Annotated in this window: 21 protein-coding genes; 14 read left to right on the top strand and 7 right to left on the bottom strand. The window is 71.4% G+C overall.

Going from position 1 to position 17,182, the window contains the following annotated elements; translation table 11 throughout:
- Positions 1–55 precede the first annotated feature (55 nt).
- The 10 genes from BM414_RS21100 to BM414_RS21055 all read left to right on the top strand — a co-directional run bounded on the left by BM414_RS21100 (position 56) and on the right by BM414_RS21055 (position 7,276).
- Positions 56–238, top strand: coding sequence for a helix-turn-helix transcriptional regulator (locus tag BM414_RS21100; RefSeq protein WP_093582684.1), 183 nt, complete (start codon positions 56–58; stop codon positions 236–238).
- Between the two features lie 97 nt (positions 239–335).
- Positions 336–815, top strand: a complete 480-nt coding sequence (locus BM414_RS21095; protein ID WP_093582682.1) for a hypothetical protein — start codon at positions 336–338, stop codon at positions 813–815.
- Complete coding sequence (locus BM414_RS21090) at positions 812–2,134, top strand: AAA family ATPase (protein WP_093582680.1); 1,323 nt, start codon at positions 812–814, stop codon at positions 2,132–2,134. Before BM414_RS21095 ends, BM414_RS21090 begins: the two co-directional genes overlap by 4 nt.
- A gap of 348 nt (positions 2,135–2,482) precedes the next feature.
- Positions 2,483–2,911: a hypothetical protein gene (locus tag BM414_RS21085; protein ID WP_093582678.1), complete on the top strand. Its 429-nt coding sequence runs from the start codon at positions 2,483–2,485 to the stop codon at positions 2,909–2,911.
- Positions 2,912–3,576: 665 nt separating this feature from the next.
- On the top strand, positions 3,577–3,867 hold the full coding sequence (locus BM414_RS21080) for a hypothetical protein (protein WP_093582676.1): 291 nt from the start codon (positions 3,577–3,579) through the stop codon (positions 3,865–3,867).
- Positions 3,864–4,136, top strand: coding sequence for a hypothetical protein (locus tag BM414_RS21075; RefSeq protein ID WP_139245969.1), 273 nt, complete (start codon positions 3,864–3,866; stop codon positions 4,134–4,136). Before BM414_RS21080 ends, BM414_RS21075 begins: the two co-directional genes overlap by 4 nt.
- Complete coding sequence (locus tag BM414_RS21070) at positions 4,133–4,441, top strand: hypothetical protein (protein WP_093582672.1); 309 nt, start codon at positions 4,133–4,135, stop codon at positions 4,439–4,441. Before BM414_RS21075 ends, BM414_RS21070 begins: the two co-directional genes overlap by 4 nt.
- A 165-nt stretch (positions 4,442–4,606) precedes the next feature.
- Entirely contained in the window at positions 4,607–5,986 is a 1,380-nt protein-coding gene (locus tag BM414_RS21065) for a phage major capsid protein (protein ID WP_175551717.1), read from the top strand.
- 36 nt (positions 5,987–6,022) lie between these two features.
- Entirely contained in the window at positions 6,023–6,217 is a 195-nt protein-coding gene (locus BM414_RS21060; RefSeq protein ID WP_093582669.1) for a hypothetical protein, read from the top strand.
- A gap of 468 nt (positions 6,218–6,685) precedes the next feature.
- Positions 6,686–7,276: an NYN domain-containing protein gene (locus BM414_RS21055; protein ID WP_093582667.1), complete on the top strand. Its 591-nt coding sequence runs from the start codon at positions 6,686–6,688 to the stop codon at positions 7,274–7,276.
- A 60-nt stretch (positions 7,277–7,336) separates the two neighbouring features.
- Here the strand turns inward: BM414_RS21055 and BM414_RS21050 are convergent, their stop codons facing one another.
- Positions 7,337–7,558 carry a hypothetical protein gene (locus tag BM414_RS21050; protein ID WP_093582665.1) on the bottom strand — a complete coding sequence of 74 codons (222 nt, stop codon included), beginning with the start codon at positions 7,556–7,558 and terminating at the stop codon, positions 7,337–7,339.
- A 346-nt stretch (positions 7,559–7,904) separates the two neighbouring features.
- Here BM414_RS21050 and BM414_RS29565 point away from each other — a divergent pair, with 346 nt between their 5' ends.
- A complete protein-coding gene (locus BM414_RS29565; protein WP_175551716.1) occupies positions 7,905–8,135 on the top strand; it encodes a WhiB family transcriptional regulator in 231 nt (76 codons plus the stop codon).
- A gap of 2 nt (positions 8,136–8,137) precedes the next feature.
- Here the strand turns inward: BM414_RS29565 and BM414_RS21040 are convergent, their stop codons facing one another.
- Together BM414_RS21040 and BM414_RS21035 are read right to left on the bottom strand one after the other, a co-directional pair.
- Positions 8,138–8,377 (bottom strand): hypothetical protein, encoded by a 240-nt coding sequence (locus BM414_RS21040; protein ID WP_093582661.1) that lies wholly within the window; start codon positions 8,375–8,377, stop codon positions 8,138–8,140.
- A gap of 355 nt (positions 8,378–8,732) precedes the next feature.
- Positions 8,733–9,152 carry a tyrosine-type recombinase/integrase gene (locus BM414_RS21035; RefSeq protein ID WP_093582659.1) on the bottom strand — a complete coding sequence of 140 codons (420 nt, stop codon included), beginning with the start codon at positions 9,150–9,152 and terminating at the stop codon, positions 8,733–8,735.
- A 671-nt stretch (positions 9,153–9,823) separates the two neighbouring features.
- On the opposite strand from BM414_RS21035, the gene BM414_RS21030 reads away from it, so the two are divergent.
- Positions 9,824–10,708 (top strand): glycerophosphodiester phosphodiesterase, encoded by an 885-nt coding sequence (locus BM414_RS21030; protein ID WP_093582658.1) that lies wholly within the window; start codon positions 9,824–9,826, stop codon positions 10,706–10,708.
- 280 nt (positions 10,709–10,988) lie between these two features.
- On the opposite strand, the gene BM414_RS21025 is transcribed toward BM414_RS21030, so the two are convergent.
- Positions 10,989–11,228, bottom strand: coding sequence for a hypothetical protein (locus BM414_RS21025; RefSeq protein WP_093582817.1), 240 nt, complete (start codon positions 11,226–11,228; stop codon positions 10,989–10,991).
- A gap of 178 nt (positions 11,229–11,406) precedes the next feature.
- On the opposite strand from BM414_RS21025, the gene BM414_RS21020 reads away from it, so the two are divergent.
- Complete coding sequence (locus tag BM414_RS21020; protein ID WP_139245967.1) at positions 11,407–12,147, top strand: ComF family protein; 741 nt, start codon at positions 11,407–11,409, stop codon at positions 12,145–12,147.
- 116 nt (positions 12,148–12,263) lie between these two features.
- Positions 12,264–12,974, top strand: a complete 711-nt coding sequence (locus BM414_RS21015; protein ID WP_093582654.1) for a histidine phosphatase family protein — start codon at positions 12,264–12,266, stop codon at positions 12,972–12,974.
- A 404-nt stretch (positions 12,975–13,378) separates the two neighbouring features.
- Here the strand turns inward: BM414_RS21015 and BM414_RS31000 are convergent, their stop codons facing one another.
- From BM414_RS31000 to BM414_RS21000, 3 genes are all read right to left on the bottom strand, one after another.
- Positions 13,379–13,684 carry an MDR/zinc-dependent alcohol dehydrogenase-like family protein gene (locus BM414_RS31000; protein ID WP_245784883.1) on the bottom strand — a complete coding sequence of 102 codons (306 nt, stop codon included), beginning with the start codon at positions 13,682–13,684 and terminating at the stop codon, positions 13,379–13,381.
- A 91-nt stretch (positions 13,685–13,775) separates the two neighbouring features.
- Positions 13,776–14,762, bottom strand: a complete 987-nt coding sequence (locus tag BM414_RS21005; RefSeq protein WP_093582652.1) for a Gfo/Idh/MocA family protein — start codon at positions 14,760–14,762, stop codon at positions 13,776–13,778.
- The gene (locus tag BM414_RS21000; RefSeq protein WP_093582650.1) at positions 14,759–15,901 is read right to left on the bottom strand and encodes a glycosyltransferase; all 1,143 of its coding nucleotides are present in this window, start codon (positions 15,899–15,901) and stop codon (positions 14,759–14,761) included. The genes BM414_RS21005 and BM414_RS21000 overlap by 4 nt, the downstream gene beginning before the upstream one ends.
- Positions 15,902–17,182: the final 1,281 nt, after the last annotated feature.

Here is a 17,182-nt window from a genome sequence, read left to right as displayed (position 1 = left end):
GAGGTGCAGTATCGCCAAACTAGTACGTCATCTCGCCAAACTAGGGAGAGCCAAGGTGGAGCAGCGCCTCAGCCCGGAAGAGTTCGCGCGGAGGGTGGGCGTCCCGCTGGCCACTGTCTATCGCTGGCAGAGCCAGAACACCGCGCCGCGGCGTCTCAAGATCGGCAAGCACGTCAGGTATCGCCTCAGCGACGTAGAGGCGTGGGAAGCGAAGCACCTCAGTGACGGGGCGGCATAGCAGCGGCGCCCGGCCCGGACCCCATCCGGAACGAACGCCGCAACTACTACTTCTGGGAGATCAGGTGTCACCAGCACCCAGTCCCAACTCTACCGGCTTGGACAGCCCCGAGACACTGTTCGTCGCCGCCGTCCTGACCAGCGACCTGGGCGATGCCCAACAGGCCCTCGCGCTCGTCGACGACGCCGATCTCACCGACCACCGCCTCCGTCAGATTGTGCAGGTCGCGCGAACCCTGGTGGCCGACGGAGTGGCCCCTCACCCGGTCGCCGTGTTCGGGCGCGCCCGCTCCACCGGCGTCGTCACCGGAGCCGCCGAGGTCCACGACCTCCAGGAGCGAGTCGCCGACCTCTACCTGCGGTCTCCAATCCCCGCCGCGTGGGGATTCTGGGCCCACGAGCTGCGCGAGTACGTTCTCCGCTGCCGCTTCCACGAGGCCGCCGACCGCTTCCACCAGGCGGCCGACGGCGAGAGCTTGGAAAGCCTGCGTGAGCTCGTAGACCGGGAGCACATCAGCCTGCGCCTGCTCCTCGACCGACTCACCCAAGCACCGACCTCACTCCGGGCTGTCCCGTGAGCGCGCCTGACAGCACCGTCACGACCCTCGCCGAGGTCACCGCCGAGCGCGTCGCTTGGCTGTGGCTGAACCGGCTCCCCCGGGGCAAGGTCGTCGTCTTCGATGGCGACCCGGCCACGGGCAAGTCGACCCTCACCCTCGACCTGGGCGCTCGGGTTTCCGCCGGCAAGGACTGGCCCGACGGAGCCCCCGGCGGTGACCCCGCAGGCGTCCTCCTGCTCTCCGCCGAGGACGGCCTGGCCGACACGATCGTGCCCAGGCTGACCGCGGCCGGCGCCGATCTCGCCCGTGTTCATGCCCTCACGGAGGTGGTCGTCTTCGATGAGGACGGCGCTCCCCGGCAGGTGCCCCCATCGCTGCCCCGGGACCTCGCAGTCATCGAGAGGGTTGTCACCGAGAAGAACATCAAGCTGGTTGTGGTCGACGTCCTCATGGCCTACCTCAGCGGCAAGGTTGACTCCCATCGGGACCAGGACGTGCGCGGCGTCCTGCACCAGCTGGCCGCTATGGCCGAGCGCACCGGCGCCACCGTCGTCTTGGTCCGCCACCTCAACAAGGCCAGCGGCAGCAACGCTCTGTACCGCGGCGGCGGCAGCATCGGCATCGTCGGTGCTGCCCGCGCCGCCTACCTCGTCGCCCGCGACCCCGAGGACGCGGATCGCCGCATCTTCGCGGTTACGAAGTCCAATCTCACTGCCGAGCCGCCGTCCCTGGCGTACCGCCTCGTCGACGACCCGACCAACGGCTGCGCTCGCGTCCAGTGGGAGGACGGGCCGGTCGACCACACCGCGGCCACCCTGTTGCGGGACGCCGCCGACGACGAAACCCGCACCGAACGCGACGAGGCCGTCGACTGGCTCACCGGCTACCTCAAGGCCAACGGGGGGCAGGCGCCGCGCAAGGACGTGATGAAGGCCGCCGCCGCCGAGCGGTTCAGCGAGCGCACCCTCAAGCGCGCCGCTGCCCGGGCCGGAGTCGTCTCCGAGCGATACGGCTATCCGGCCGTCGCCACCTGGAGCCTGCCAGTCGGGCCACCCTCGACCCAATACGTACAGGGTGGCCCAACTGGAGGGCGTGGCCCAACTGGGGTTGACCCGGGCATTTATCCCGACCCGCCTGCACAGTCGGCTCAGTTGGGCCAACCCTCAGGGAGTGGCCCGACTGAGCCGACTGCGGACCAAGACGGTCACGCCCGCGGGCAGCTCCGCCTCGTCGAGGACACCTCGCCCGACTGCGGCCACCCGGCGTCGGTGATGACGACAACCGGCAAGTGCGCCCTGTGCATCGCCGCCAAGCACGCCGCCCCCGCCCGCCTCTGACTTCGAGGAGACCTGATGGCCCACCCCTGGGACACCTGCTCCGCCTGCCACGGCACCGGCTGCACCTGGTGCACGCCCCACCCCCCTCGCCGCGAGGACACCCCCTCCCCCTCGCGTATGGACCCCCGCCCCGTAGCGGGACACGTGCCACGTGACATGGCGGCAGCGGGGGGATACGCGACGCACCGGCGGGCTGGTGATCTTGCCCCCGCCTCGCGCGCCCCCCACCGCCCTCCCGACAGGAGCCCCTACCCCCCACCAACAGGCAGGCACCCCACCCCCGCACAGCAGGCAGGCACCCCCACTCAGCCCGACACCACCACCCCACCCGAGGAGCACCAACCCCCCATGACCCCCGACACCCCAGCCCCGACCGCCGCCCGCTGGTTCGCCGCCCTCACCGCCGCCGGGCTACCAGCCCACGTGACCCGCACCGGCCGGGCCCTCGCCGCCCTCTCCACCACCAGCACCGACGCGCCTGCCGGTGCGCACGTCCCGCGCATTCCGTTGCACGCAACACTCTGTGAGCACACGCAGTCGACCGCGGATCAGGTAGCCGACGCGGTCCACCAGCTACACACCCGCGGATGGATAGACCGCCCGGTCACCGACGCCCTGTCCGTGACCGTCCTCGCGTTGCTGCCGTTGCGCCTGCTCATGCCGACCACGGCGGACCACGACGACGACGAGCGACGCGCACTGCTCGTCGCCGCAGCCATCGGCGCAGCAGCCAACGCACTCACGACCACGACGACACGCACGAGGACGAACGCGTGACGACACGACTCGCCACCGCGACCCGCGCTGCCCAACCGACGCGACACCACCGACGAACCCACCACACCCACAGTCACCACCACGGACGCACGGGCACGACGGGACCGGCGTACCGCACTGGCCCGAACACCCGCCGCACCACCACCGCCACCCGAGCCCGAACCCTGGGCCAATCCCGAGCCCTGGACCGAGCCCGAACACCCGCCGCACACCGACCCACCGAGCCGGTTTCACTGCCCGGACTGCCATGCCGGCATCCCGCGCCGCCGCCCGAAGGCCGACGCACGGTGCGACCGATGCAAGGCCACCCTCACCACCCGGCAGGTGCGCAAGCGAGCCCAGGCAGAGGCCAGGGAGGCACGACGCAGCCGGCAGGGGAGTCACGACCAGCCAGGCAGCGGCGGCAAGTGGACCTACGTCTGAAAGAGGAAGGTGTCACCTTCCTCTTTCCGCCCGGCCCCCTGACCTGCGGAATCACGGGGCGGGGGGGGCGCGTGACCGCCGCCAGGATCACCGGGCCGCCGGTTCCCGGAGATCCCCCCGTTGCCCCTGAGCAAGCCCGCTGAGAACGATCACGTTACGGAGTGTGAGAAATGCCTGGTAAGACCCGAAAACCGCCCCCTCCGTCCGGTCTGGGGACCGCTGGACGTCGCCTGTGGCGAGACGTGCTCGCGGAGCGGACCCTGGAGCGGCACCAGCTCCCCCTCTTGACCGAGGCGAGCCACACGGCCGACGCCGCCGACTGGTTGGCGTCGGTGGCCGACGATCCCGAGGTGTCCACTTCTGAGCGTCGCTTGTGCCACGCGGAGGCCGCCCGGCAACGGACCCTGTTGGCGCGCCTGCTCGACCAGCTCGCGCCGCTGGACGCACCCGTGCCGCCGCCCGCGCAGGGCGGGAAGCTGGCGCAGCTGCGCGCGATCCACGGTGACCGGCCCCGCGGGGGGTGGCCGGCGTGACCGTCCCCGGCGAGGACCCGTTGGCGGCGCTGCCCGTGTCGCTCCGCGTGTTCCGGGTGCGGCAGTGGGCCGATGATCCGCAGGCGCGGGAGCCGGCGCCGGACAGCGCCGCGGAGTGGACCCCGGCGGAGCGCGCCTTTGTGTACGGGTGGTGTCGGTGGGCGCGTTCGGTCCGGCGGTGGCTGAACGCCCGCCCGCAGGTCGATACGGAGACTGTTTGGCGGGCGCTCTTCCCGGAGTCCGACGACGACGGCGGGGGCCGGTCGTGAGCGCCGCGGGTGGTGGCCTGACCGATGACCGTCGGCGGGCCGTCGCGTTGCTCGTGGCGGGGCTCCGCGGCGACCACGCGGCCATGGAGGCGATGCTGGCCGGGGTGCTTCCGACGGCGCGGAGCTTCGACACCGATCCGTTGGGGTGGGCTGCCGACCAGAAACGCTTCGACCCGGTGGCCGCGATGGTCGGCGAGTTGCTGCGGTTGGCCGCGGAGGGCGCCATCCGGCAGCACGGGTCCGCGGTCGCCGCGGCGGCGTGGCTGGAGAGCGATCTCCGGGAACTGTCACCGCCGCCGCTATGATGTGGATTGCGACGCAGAGCCGCCCCGTCGGGCACTATGCGCGCCTCACCGCCGCAGCGTGGGCCAGGGCCCGCCGATCCAGGGATCGGCCAAGCGGAGGTCATCACCTTGACCCCCTTGCCATGCCCTGGAGTGACCATGAATCGCAGGCAAATCCTCGCCCGCATGCAGGAAATCGTCAGCCGCACGTCCGCGCTCGCCAAGTACCCGTCCCTCACTGCCCCGCAGGCCGCCGAGCTGGAGGCCCTGGGGGAGGAGTTCGACCGGCTGGACGGTGAGCGTCTGGCCTTGGAGCACGCCGAGGACCGGACGGCACTGTCGGTGTCCCGTGCCCTGGCTGGTGGCGGTGGCGAGTTCCGCATGGAGGGCGGCTCGCCCCGCGACGCCGTCCCTGCCGTCGGTCGGCGTGCCCGCCTCGACGGTGTCGTCGGCGAGGGCCGGGGCCGCGCCCTGGACGTGCTCGACCAGCTCGAACGCAGCGCCGAGCACATGGACCGCCGGATGCTGGACGCCGTCGCCGGCCTGATCTCCGGTGACGACGGCGACGCCGCCGCGAGGTACGTCCGCACCGCCGGTGACCCCGCCTACTCCAGCGCGTTCCGCAAGATCGCGCGTAACCCGCAGCTCGGGTCCCATGAGTGGACGGATGCGGAGCGGCAGGCGTTCGGCGCCGTGCAGTCCCTCCAGCGCGCTATGGCCATCGGTGCCGACGCCACCGGGCATGTCATGGTGCCGCTGGAGCTCGACCCGGCGGTAATCATGGTCGGGGACTCGACGTCCAACCGGGGCCTCCGGTCGGTGCTCAACGTCAAGCAGATCGTGACCGACCGCTGGACCGGGGTCACCTCGGAAGGCACCACCGCGCACTGGCGGCCCGAGGCCGGCGAGGTCGACGATGACAGCCCCGTGCTGGCCGATGTGTCGGTGGTCGCCCACCGGGGCGACTCGTTCATCCCCTACTCGTGGGAGATCGCGGCCGACGCGGTCAACTTCGTCGGCGAGATGAGCAAGCTCCTGGCCGACGCCGCCGAGCGGTTGCAGGCGCAGGCGTTCGTCAACGGCACCGGTGTCGGGCAGCCTCGCGGGCTGGTGACGGCCGCCGTCGCCGCCGGGAAGACGGTCAACACGGCCGGGGCCGACACGTTCGCGCTCGGCGACCTCTACCGCACCAAGGCCGCCCTTCCGGTGCGCTTCCGCCCCAACGCGCGCTGGCTGCTCTCCGAGGACCTGTTGGACGTCATCCGGCAGGCCCAGGGCGGTGACGGTGACGTGCTCGACGGCGCCACGCTGGCCGGTCGGCCGTTCACCGAGACGTCTGAGATCGACGGCACCGTCACCGCCGGGCAGGCCAACCGGATCGCGGTGTACGGCGACGTGAAGGCCGCCTATGTGGTGGCGGATCGTCTCGGGTCGGTGGTCAGCATCGTTCCGCACCTGTTCGGGCCGGCCGGGCGTCGTCCGACCGGACAGTCCGGCATGATCTTGTTCTTCCGCACTGGCGGGGATCTCGTCATCCCCGATGCCGTCCGCGTGCTCACCGCGTGACGGCATTCCGACCCCCTGAGCTGAGAGGATTCCCCCATGCCTGACGAGCTGTTCGAGGTCTTGACGCAGCGCGAGGACGGTCACCAGACCGTCCACCGCGTCACCGCGTCGTCCAAGGCCGCCGCCGAGTGCGCCGTCGCGGAGGCCACCGAGGGTGACCGCCGGGTCGGCGAGGTCGTGACCGCAGTCCCGTCCGCCGACGGCGGGATCGGCGACGCCGGGCACCTCTGAGACCAGCGCCCCCCTGGCCGAACTAGGCCCCGGCCGGGAGGGCGCTGCACCATCGTGGTGCGTGCGTCAAACTCACCCGCCGCCGTCCTAAGCGTGTGATCAGCGGCGGAGTACGGGAAAGCATGGGTCGTGCGAGGGGTCACCTTTGGCCCCGTTTGTAGCCGTCCAGCGCGCCACCACTACCGCAGCGCCCCCGTCCCTTCCCGCCGTTGGTCCGGGGGCGCTGCCACAACGTCAGGGCCCGGATAAGCGTCCTCCAGGCCGCCAGAGACCCGACCAGCGCCGAACGACAGGGCCCCCGCTCCCTCGCCGTGGGCGGGCCCCCTGCCTGGGCCACCCCCTGGGGGCGACGTCGCCGACATGGCTTGACCCGTGTCAACCCCGTAGCTATATTGAGGTCATTCCTCCCCGTCGTCCTCCGGGACTGGCGGGGATTTTTCTTGCTAGCGAGCCGGTCGGGGGGCTCGGGTGCTGAACCGTGTCATCGTCTTCATCGACTACCAGAACGTCCATGGTTGGGCGCTTCGCCAGTTCTTCCCACCCAACGCCCACCCCGCCCAGGGGCATGTTGACCCGCTTCGGTTAGCGCAACTGCTCGTTCGGCGCCGAAAGCACCCCTCCCAGCTTGAGGGTGTACGGATCTATCGCGGACGCCCCGCGCCTGCCCATCAGCCCGGCGCCGCTGCGGCGAACGATCGACAGACGTCGGATTGGGAACGCAGTGGCTTGGTGACGGTTGTGCGACGCCCCTTGCGGTATCCGTTCGACTGGCCAATCAGTCGTGCCCAGGAGAAGGGCATCGATGTCGCCCTGGCTGTCGACGTAGTCGCCATGGCTATGCGTAAGGAGTACGACGCCGCAATCGTCGTCTCCTCTGACACCGACCTGATGCCCGCTATCGAGACGGTCTACAACGGCCGACTTGGACACATCGAGCTGGCCACATGGGCTGGCGCTAAGCGTCTCCGGTTCCCCAACACCCAGCTTCCGTGGTGCCACTTCATTAGCGAGGCTGAGTTCCACTCTATTGAGGATCTGACCGACTACACAAAGGCATGACACGACTTAGGCCCCGCCGGTCACCACGACGGCGGGGCTCAACGTCGGGCAGCGTTTGGGCTACAGCTGGTCTTCCAGGCCGAGCCGGCCATCGAGCGCGTCCCCGCTGCGCAGGCTCTCGACGAGCCGGTCGACGAGCCGTTGGAGGTCGGCCACGTCGACGATCCAGCTCTGGACGCCAGTGGAATCCACGCCCGTCATCTCGAACAGGCCGGCCGCCACGGACCGGATGAGGAGTTGGTCGGTGACCTTCCGAACCTCGCCGACGCCGTCGTCGGTCATGGGGCTTCTCCACGTGACGTAACGGGATGGCCTCGGCCGGCGATGGGGGCGGCGGCCGGGGCCAGTTCAAACGGTCCGCTCGGGTTCCGTTGATCGCAAGTCCTACCAGGTAACCTCGTTGCCCCGATCGGGGTGTCGGAAGGCCGGGAGCGGCGACGCGGGCGGCTTCATCGCGGTTAGGACGTCGCAGCCCGGCACCCCACGGGCCATTACGCACAGTCTCGTTGCCCTCGCGGAGTGGCACCTTTCCGCCTGCGATGGTCGACTGGTCACCGTGGCCGATGTAAGTCCCTCGCACACTGCAATTCCTCCGCAGGCGCAGGCAGCCTGGTCGGAGCTCGCCGACGTGCTCGCCGCGACCGGGCCGGCGCCGTGTGCGATCGGCGATCCGGAGCAGTGGTGGCCCATCCGTGGTGAGAGCCGCGATGAGTATGCGGACGCTGTGGCCGGTTGCCGGATGTGCCCGGCCCGGGTCGCGTGCCTGGCCTACGCGGTGGCCGCCGGCGAACGACGCGGCATCTGGGGCGGGCTATTGCCGCGTGAGCGGTTGCAGCTGGCCCGGCCCGACGCCGCCTGAACTCAGTTCAGGTGGGGCCGGGGCAGCTGGCCGATGGTGATCGGCTCGTCGCAGTTCTCGGCCAGCATGAGCAGGACGTGTGCCATCGCGTCGGGCTTGGACGGGTCGACGACGATCCGCAGCACCCCGTCGCCCGGGTCGGGCAGGACCATGCACACCGCCAGGTCGGGCAGGTCGCGGAATAGCAACCACACCTCACCGCCGCACAGCACGAGCATGTCCGGGCTGCTGGCCTCGGCCATGGGGCTTCTCCACATGACGAAGGAGGAAGGCTCCGGCGGCGCTCGGGGGAAACACCGCCGCGAACCGAAACGGTCCTCTACCGTCCCTTACAGCACAAGCCCCATCGGCACGTGACCTCAGCACGGGGCACATCCGGGGCACAGAACGTCGGTTAGGGACGATTACTAGTGGGGAACACTGAGAGCCATAAGTGCTGCTTAGCCCCGGTAAACGAGCAACCGTGCAGGTCAACGCGTCCCCTCAAAAGGCACTGGCAGTGTGGGGGTCAGGGGTTCGAGTCCCCTCAGCTCCACCCGTTGACGAGGGCCTGACCTGCGGTTCGCAGGTCAGGCCCTCGTCGTTCGTCAGCCGTGGTCAGGTCTGGTCCGAAATCAGTCCGCATGATCTTGGCGCGCGGTCAGTGCTGGCGGCGTCCAACCGGTCGGCAACGGCGTCCAGGTCGCCGTTGAACAGACCTGAGTACACGTCGAGGGTCATGGTCGCGTTGGCGTGCCCGAGCATCCGCTGGACGACCTTGACGTTGGCTCCGGCGGCCACGGCGAGGCTGGCTGCCGTGTGCCGGAGCTCGTGCGGCGTGACGTCACCCAGGCCGGCTCGTCGGAGCGCGGGGTCGAACAGGCGACGTCGCCAGTTGCGCAGCATGATCACGCCGCCTCGGGGTGCGGTGAAGACGAGATCGTCGGAGCTCTTGCCGGCGCGGGCCTCGACGAGTCGCCGTGGACTCTGCTCGTCCAGGAGGCGGGCGGGTGCTTCACGGACCCAACCGGTGGACATGCGCGCGATCGTGGTGGCGGCCTGTACTCGAACGCAGCCCTGCACGGCGAGCTGATCGCCTGGCTGCACTGCCCGGCGCGTCCGTGACCGACGGATGACTGGCGGCTGAGCGGATCAGGCTCGGCAAGGCCACCGAGCAACCAGGCAAGTCGTCTGCCCTCCTCCGACGCTCGCCGCCGCCGCCGCCCACGAGGCCGGGTGACTTCGCACCTGTGAGAGCTGGCCGCGAAAGAGATCCGAGCGAGGTCGTCGTAACGGCTGACGTTGCTGCGCCACCGCTGGTGGTCCTGCTGCCGCTGGCTCTCCCGCGCAGCGCTCGAGTCGATGCGTCGGTCCAGGCGGATGTCTCGGTGACCCCGTCCGCCGGCCCGGTGGTGACGCTGCCGGTGGCCGTACACCGACGACTGGGTGACCGGTCGGCCCTACCGTCGAAGGCGACGTCCTGAAACCCGTCACAACGAGTTCCCTGACCGGGAGTGCAAGAGTCGTGTGCCTCCTGGCCCCGCAGTTCTGCAGTGCGCCCGCCGCCCGTGGGGAGCCACCTCCAGTGCGCGGAGCCCTGCATGGCGGTGACGATCGGCTCTGGCGTCACCGGTTGGTTCACGAGCGCGCCATCGACATCACGTGTCAGCGTCACGGGACGGCCGTGATCGCTGACCAGTGTCTCGGGCATGCGCATCGTCGGTCACCGCGGCACCCCGAGCTGTCCGCAGCGCGCTGAGAACACCCTGCCGTCCATCCGCGTCGCACTCGAGGCAGGCGCCGACGGGGTGGAGGTCGACGTCCAGGCCACCAGCGACGGCGTACTCGTGCTGGCGCACGACCCGGACCTGAGCCGGGTCCTCGGTCTGGGCCCGGGAACCGGCCCGGTCGTAGGACAGACCCCGTTCGCCGCACTCCGCGAACTCCGGCTCCCGAACGGTGAGTGCATCCCCACCCTCACCGAGGCACTCGACGTCGCCGCCCGCTGGCATGCCTTCATCGTCACCGAGGTCAAGCCCGAGGCAGGAGGAGCCGCCGCCGCCCGCGCGGCTGGGCTCCTTGCCGGCCTGCTCCACGCCCGCCGGGTGCACCGCCCCGGCGTCGACCGGGTCACCACCACGTCGTTCGACCTGCACGCCGCCGCCTCACTGGCCGGCTGCGGCTCGGTGTCCGGAGCACTCATCGTCGCGCCCCACGTGGATCCCGATGTCGCCGCCCGGCGTGCCAGGGACCGCGGGCTGACCGACGTCCACCTCAACCCGGTCCACGTCCGTCGGGACCGTGACGTCGTGCACCGGGTGCGCGGGCTCGGTCTGCTGGTCTCTGTCGGGGTCGTGAACGACCCTGACGAGGCTCGGCTGATGACCCGGCTGGGCGTCGACATGATCTGTACCGACGACCCGATCGGGTTCGCGCGGCTCCGCACCTCTGCGGTCCTCAGCGGGATCCGGGGCGTTGAGAGAGCCGCCGGTGGGCTACCGGTCACCACCCTCGGGATCCGTGAACAGACATCGGCGCACGGTCGCTGTCTCAGCTCTCGCCCTTGGAGTCACGAGGTCCGGTGGCAGGTGTGATCGGACCGGGCCGCCGAGGGTGTCCGGTCTGGAGGTCAGCGCGGCGCTCGGTTCGACGGTGGGGCCTGGTCCGCAGGCTGATGCGGCGCTGTCGAGCGGCGGGCCTCTCCCGTACCACCGCCCGTGAGGCGGCCTTCGACGGACGAGCTGCATGGCACTGTGTCAGCGTCGACTCTGCCTCGAGTCCTGCCCTCGTGGTGACCGGCGTGCCGACTCGTGGCACCAGGCGGCCCCTGAGAGGCCGTCGGAGCGCCTACCTGTGACTGTTCGTCTGGTTGGCTCAACCGTTGAGCCGGGACTTGAGCAACTGCTTGCCCTGCTCAGCACCCTTACGGCTCTCTGCCTGCGCCTTCCGGAAGAGGTCGGCGAGTTCACTGTCGCCGTCGCGGTCGGCGTCCTGGACGTAGGTCTCCAACCGGAGCGCATTGCTCAGGCACTGCTCGGTGAACCAGATCAGGTTGTAGTCCTTGTCCTGGGTGCCGGTGACCTGTCCAGCCTCCTGGCCGCTACCACTGGTCATGTCCCGCTCCTTCACTCGAGTGAGGCGTTCGGTCTACTCGCCGGCAGTCGGTCGTGTCCACCTGTCCGTGCTCGGTGTTCCGCGTGCCCGTCGTCGCTCGGAGCTGTGCGTGGCCCAGGACCTCCCCTAGAGTCCGCCTGCTCCATCGAGCGGTGCCGGAGGTCCGGGAGAGGTGACGATGCCCATCGACTTGGAGCCGCTCGGCCCGGCACCGGCGGGGTTCGACGCCTGCGCCGCGTGCGCCTATCGGACGACGGGGACGCCGGCGATCTGCTTCGCGTGCGCCATCGTCGGCGGCGCGGCACCCGACGGGCCGACCTGCATCGTCTGCGGTCAGGTCGTCGATGAGCGCGGCTCGTGCTCCAACACGGTGTGCGGTCTCGACGACCGCTACTTCTCCCGCCTGTACACCGTGTCGGGCCGGGCGGATGAGATGTGGAGCGCCATCTACCGGTTCAAGTACGGGGAGGAGCGCGACCTGGCCAAGGTCCTGGGGCGCATCCTCGTCGGCTTCCTGGAGGACAACCGCGAGGAGCTGGCCGGCTACGACCTGATCACCACCGGCGCCATCTACGTCGGTCCCCGGGCGCACCGGCTGTGGGACTACCTGCGGGTGATCGTCGAGGCGGCCCGGTGCGACGGACCCGCGTGGCCGTTCGCGCCGGGCCTCATCGCCAAGTCGGGACCCACTGGACGGTTTCTCGGCATCAGCCCGGAGGAGCGCCGGAGGATCGCCGAGGGCGAGTTGCGCGCTGCGCTGTCGGTGCCCGAGCCCGCGCGGGTCGCCGGACGGCGGCTCTTGGTCTTCGACGACGTGTACTCGGAGGGTTTCTCGCTCCGGGAGATGGCGCGGGTGCTGCTCGAGGCCGGCGCGGCGGAGGTGGCCGGTCTGGTCCTCGCTCGTCGCAAGGGCGGCTGAGGTCGGTCGGCGGCCCCGTGCAGCGGGGACCAGGATCCGCCCGCCTCCCGCGGCAGGGCAGCGCCCGGTGGGACACGCTGTCGCAACGGAGCCACGGGGCTCCCGGAGGAGGCCTGGTGGCGACGGAGCTGTACCTGGTGCGACACGGCGAGGCCGTGGCGAACGTCGAGCCGGTGATCGGCGGGATGCACGGCGACGCCGGCCTGACTGCCCGGGGGCGGAAGCAGGCCCGGCTACTGGAGCACCGGCTGCGGTACCGACCGGTGCCCGCCGACCGGCTCGTCTCCAGCAGCCTCCCGCGGGCGCTGGAGACCGCCGAGTACGTCGCGCGGGCGCTGGGCCTGCCGGTGCTGCGGGACGACGGTCTGCAGGAGCTGCGACCCGGAGAGGCCGACGGGCTCACCGTGGAGCAGTGGCGGGCCCGGTACCGCGGCGGCGACGAGACGCCGGGGACGTGGGACCCCTACCGAGAGTTCTCCCCGAGCGGCGAGAGCTGGGCGACCTTTCTGGCCCGTGCGTGCGGCGCCCTGTCCCGTCTCGTCGCCCGACACCGGGACGAAACGGTGGTCGCCGTGTGCCACGCCGGGGTCGTGGAGGCGTCGTTCGCGCTGGCCTTCGGCCTGGGCGCCAGCGGGAACCGGGTGGACTGCGCGCCGTCAAACACCAGCCTCACGCACTGGCGGCACCGGCCCTCCTCCGCCGGCGAGCCCGAGTGGAAGCTGGTCTCCTTCAACGACGCCGACCACCTGACCAGTAGCGACCTGCCGGCCGCCCCGCCGCGTGATGCTGTGCCGCTCCCCGGAGGGGACTCCGCTACGGACGCGTGAGCAGGGGGTGGCCGGGACCCTGCACCTGGCCGCACACCGGGCAGGCCGCACGGGCACCGGTGGGTCGGCCCACCGTGGGCGCAGGCGAAGCAGACGGCCGGAGTGCCGGGTCCCGAGGTACGGGCACGCCGTGCAGCCGGGGAAGTCAGCCGGCGGGGGGTCCAGCTCAGTCAGGTCGATCACGGGAGGCCGAGAGGACGGCGGCGGGAGGCCGACACGCGGCGCGGGGTCACGAAGCTCCACACGGCCCCGGCTCCGTCCTGGTAGGAGCCCAGGTCGACCACGACGCCCTGCGGCCGCAGTGAGCGGAGCCCCGTGGCCGGCGCGGCGTCGTGGCCGCGGCACTGCAGGGACGACGTCGGCGCCGGCGTCCCCTGGGCCGTGCCACCAGCGGTGCTTGATCGTCAGCCAGGCGCTGCCGTCAGCATCGTCCACGGCGTCGAGGCCGAGGGCCCGGCGACCGCGCGCCGCTGTGCCGAGGGCTCGGCCACCGACACCGACGCCGCGCCGTGGCGGACCGCCAGTAGTGCGCTCAGCAGGCCGATGACGCCCGCGCCCACGACCAGCACGTGCCGGTCCCGGACGCCGGCGTCGAGCGTGGCTCGCGGCCCCTCGAGCGCCGCCGCGGCGTGCAGCAGTCCGTTGACGCGAATCGGGCCCATCTGGGCGAGGTCCCGGCGCTGATCCCCGACCACTCGGTGCTCACCCACGCCTGCCCGGGCCCCGGCTCGGGCTCGATGTCGTCGATGATCGCCGTGCGGCCGGGGCCGAGGACGGCGATCGACCGCACGGTGCGACCGGTCACTGCCATCCCCCCTCCCCCCGGTGCACCGGTGTCCACTCGCGGGCGGAGCGGTCCGCGGCGCAGGCCAGGGCGTGGCTGCGCAGCGCCTCCTCGTAGGGCACGCGGGTGCGCGCCGCCCGGCCGAGCAGGACGTCGACGAACTCAAGGTCCTCGGCGGTGATCGGGTCCTGCTCGGACCGCAGCACCTCCGCACCGTGCTCCGTGCCCACCCGCAGCTCGTGGTCGGTCAGGCCGCGTTCGGACACCTCGAGCACGAGTCCGTCCGCGACGACGTGCAGCGCTACCCGGTGCCGTCCGGCCAGCACACGCGCCGAGGAGATGGAGCCGACCGCGCCGGAGGCGAACCGCAGCAGCGACGAGGCCGCCGTGGGGACGTCCTCCCCGCCATCGGGAGCGGCTCGCTCGGCCGCGGTCACGGTGTCGATCTCGCCGGCGAGGTGGCGTGCCAGGTCGAAGATGTGGGTGGTCTGCTCGATGACCTGACCACCGGAGTACGCCCGCCGGGGCCACCACGGCACGCGCGGCGTCTTGTCCCACCAGTAGCCCGTCACGAGCTGGGCGGGCGTCCCGGCGAGCAGCTCCACGGCCCGCTCGACGACGTCCAGGTGCCGCCAGTGGTACCCGACGGCGGTGGTCAGCCCGGTGCCGGCCAGCTGGTCGGCGATGCCCTGGGCGGTGGGCAGGTCGAGCGCCAGTGGCTTCTCCACGAAGAAGGGCAGCCCGCGGGCGATGGCGGCGGCCTCCAGGGCGCCGTGCGCGAACGGCGGTACGCACAGCCAGACCGCATCCAGCTCCTCGGTCGCCAGCAGGGTCGCTCCGTCGGCGTAGGAGCGGGCCTCGTACCGGGTGGCGACCTCCTCCGCGCGCTCCGGCTGCGTGTCGGCGACCGCCACGATCTGCACGTCGGCCATCTCGGAGAGCGCGCGCAGGTGCTGGCCGGCGATGAAGCCGGTGCCCACGCAGGCCACCCGCAGCCGTGTCATCTCGCGCTCCCGGTCAGTGCCGGCTGGGCCGCCGTCTGCAGCAGCTCCGCATAGACCGCCGCCGTCTCCTGCGCCATCCGGTCCCGGGTGAACCCGGCCAGGTACCGGCGCCGCGCGGCGGCGCCCTGCCGCCGCCGCAGCGCCGGGTCGGCAAGCAGCTCCGCGAGCGCGGCACCGAGCTCGGCCGGGCGGCCGAACGGCACCAGTGCTCCGGTCACGCCGTCCACGACCACCTCCTCGCTGCCGACCACACGGGTGGCAACCACCGGCAGCCCGGCCTCCATCGCCTCCAGCGCGGCCAGCGGCATCCCCTCGCACTTCGACGGCAGGACGAACACGTCGGCGGCGGCGAGCAGCAGCCGGGCGTCGGGACGGTGCCCGGGGAACCGCACGGCATGGGCCACACCGAGGGAGGCTGCCCGCTCGACCAGGGCCTCCCGCAACGGACCGTCACCGAGCAGAACGACCGCCAGGCCCGGGAAGCGAGCCACCAGGTCCGGCGCCGCGTCGAGCAGCTGCCACTGGGCCTTCATGTGCGTGAGCCTGCCGACGGTCACCACCACCGGCTGGTGCGCGTCCAGCCCCAGGACACGCCGCGCCTCCGCCCGCGGCACCGGGTGCACCAGCGGTGCGATTCCGTTCGCCACCGTGGTGAACGACTCGGTCGGTACCCCGATCCGCTCGTAGGTCCGGCGCAGTCCGGCGGAGACCGCGATGAGCCGGTCCACCGGCGCGATCGCGCGGAAGTACGCCTGCCGCCTGCGCGGGGAGGAGAGGGCGTAGGGCAGGTGCTGGGTCTGCACCACCACCGGGCACCCGGCGGTCCGGGCCAGCCGGACCCCGTCCCAGTTCTCGCTGCCGGTCCCGACGTGGCAGTGGAAGACGTCGGCCGGACGTGCCGCGAGGAACGCGGTGACCAGGGGCGCGAATCGCGGGTCGCGCGGGGACGGCAGAGGCACCGTTTCTGCGCCTAGGTCCCTGGCTCGATCCAGCAGCCACTGCGTCTGGGGGAGCGCGCGCGCCATCAAGGACACGTCCACCGTGCCGGCGAATGCGGCGATCAGGTCCAGCACGTGCGCCCCCATGCCCGACGGGTCTGTCGAGGGCGTGTAGAAGCAGATCGAACGAGGTTCGGCCATCCACGCCTCCGCACGCTGGGGGCGTGCAAACTATCGGCTGACCTCGCCGAACGCACGCCAGAGCCTCCACGGACCGCTCCTGCAGACCCCGCTGTCGTCCGAGGCGTGGACCGCGACCTCGATGGTCGTGAGCGTGCGACTGCCCACGGAACCGGGTTCGGGGCCGATGCGGTGGGGTCCGGCGCCGGCGGCTTCAAGCCCTCATCCGGCGGTCCGACAGACCCTCCGCTGGGGCACTGGAGAAGAACTGGCGATCGTGCCCGGTCGGGCAGCCGGTCAGGGCGCAGGACGGCCCCGAGGTCAGGGTCCGGAGCTGCGCCTGTGCCCAACTGCAGTCGGCCCGAGTCAGCCGGAGGGCCCGCGGGAGGCACCTGATCCGCGGGCCGCTGCTGGCTCGAGGTCCCGAGTCAACCGCTTGGCGAACGGTTGGTGAGTACCGGGACCGTGGAGTCGACACGGCGAACCAGGGGAGAGCCTCTCGCTCGAAGCGCCTGTCAGGGATGTGGAAGCCGCCGCTCCTCGGCATCCTGACGGCTCCGCGGTCCCGCGAAGTAGTCCGCACGCAGTCCGCACAAGGACACGGAACGGCCCTCCCGAGCTGACAGCCCCCATCGTCAACCAGCGCGCTGAAAGCGCTGCTCAGGACGCCTTTTCAGCAGCTCCGACGCCGTGACCTCGCCTCATGGCGAGGAGCTGCCGGAAGCTATCAGTGTGGGGGTCAGGGGTTCGAGTCCCCTCAGCTCCACCCCGATGACCAGGCCGTTCCCCCTCGGGGGAACGGCCTGAGTCGTCTCTGGTTGCAGTTGTGGTTGCAGTTCGCCCCGTTCCGTCTGGCAGCAGCAGGCTTCCCATGCGGTCGGCCGCCTCGCGGGCCAGGGCAGGCACGACGTGGCTGTAGATGTCCATCGTCGTGCGCATCTGACAGTGAGGATGTCCCCGGCGCCATCGGGCGCGGTCTGACCCTGAGTGCTGACCGACGCCTGGCTGTCTTGGCTGAGATCTGTCGGCCGTGCCCGGTGGCGTCCGTGCGCACGTCCGGACGGGTGGCCGTGACCTCATAGGAGCCTGTGCGAGAGGCGCCCATCACTGTCTTGTCCGACCGGCCCGCCCGGACGCGCGTCGCCATCACCGGTGCGAGCGGGAGACGACATGACGAGCATGACGAGCACCCGGCGGGTTGTCACCGTCGGCGTGGACACCCACAGCGACGTGCACCACGCCGCGGTGATCGACGAGGTCGGCCGGCCGCTGGCCGACGCCGGCTTTCCGACCACGCCGGCC

This window comes from Geodermatophilus amargosae (genome assembly GCF_900116515.1).
In the GTDB taxonomy this organism is placed as follows: domain Bacteria; phylum Actinomycetota; class Actinomycetes; order Mycobacteriales; family Geodermatophilaceae; genus Geodermatophilus; species Geodermatophilus amargosae.
Note: the sequence above shows the minus strand (reverse complement) of the source record. Positions and strands in the feature narration are given on the sequence as shown.

Bases quoted from the DNA above. Each gene is read 5' to 3' on its own strand.
- BM414_RS21035 (WP_093582659.1), bottom strand. From the start codon at position 9,152: ATGTCCACCGGTTGGGTCCGTGAAGCACCCGCCCGCCTCCTGGACGAG.
- BM414_RS21025 (WP_093582817.1), bottom strand. From the start codon at position 11,228: ATGACCAGTGGTAGCGGCCAGGAGGCTGGACAGGTCACCGGCACCCAG.
- BM414_RS21030 (WP_093582658.1), top strand. From the start codon at position 9,824: ATGCGCATCGTCGGTCACCGCGGCACCCCGAGCTGTCCGCAGCGCGCT.
- BM414_RS21020 (WP_139245967.1), top strand. From the start codon at position 11,407: ATGCCCATCGACTTGGAGCCGCTCGGCCCGGCACCGGCGGGGTTCGAC.
- BM414_RS21060 (WP_093582669.1), top strand. From the start codon at position 6,023: ATGCCTGACGAGCTGTTCGAGGTCTTGACGCAGCGCGAGGACGGTCAC.
- BM414_RS21050 (WP_093582665.1), bottom strand. From the start codon at position 7,558: ATGACCGACGACGGCGTCGGCGAGGTTCGGAAGGTCACCGACCAACTC.
- BM414_RS21040 (WP_093582661.1), bottom strand. From the start codon at position 8,377: ATGGCCGAGGCCAGCAGCCCGGACATGCTCGTGCTGTGCGGCGGTGAG.
- BM414_RS21085 (WP_093582678.1), top strand. From the start codon at position 2,483: ATGACCCCCGACACCCCAGCCCCGACCGCCGCCCGCTGGTTCGCCGCC.
- BM414_RS21065 (WP_175551717.1), top strand. From the start codon at position 4,607: ATGCAGGAAATCGTCAGCCGCACGTCCGCGCTCGCCAAGTACCCGTCC.
- BM414_RS21005 (WP_093582652.1), bottom strand. From the start codon at position 14,762: ATGACACGGCTGCGGGTGGCCTGCGTGGGCACCGGCTTCATCGCCGGC.
- BM414_RS21000 (WP_093582650.1), bottom strand. From the start codon at position 15,901: ATGGCCGAACCTCGTTCGATCTGCTTCTACACGCCCTCGACAGACCCG.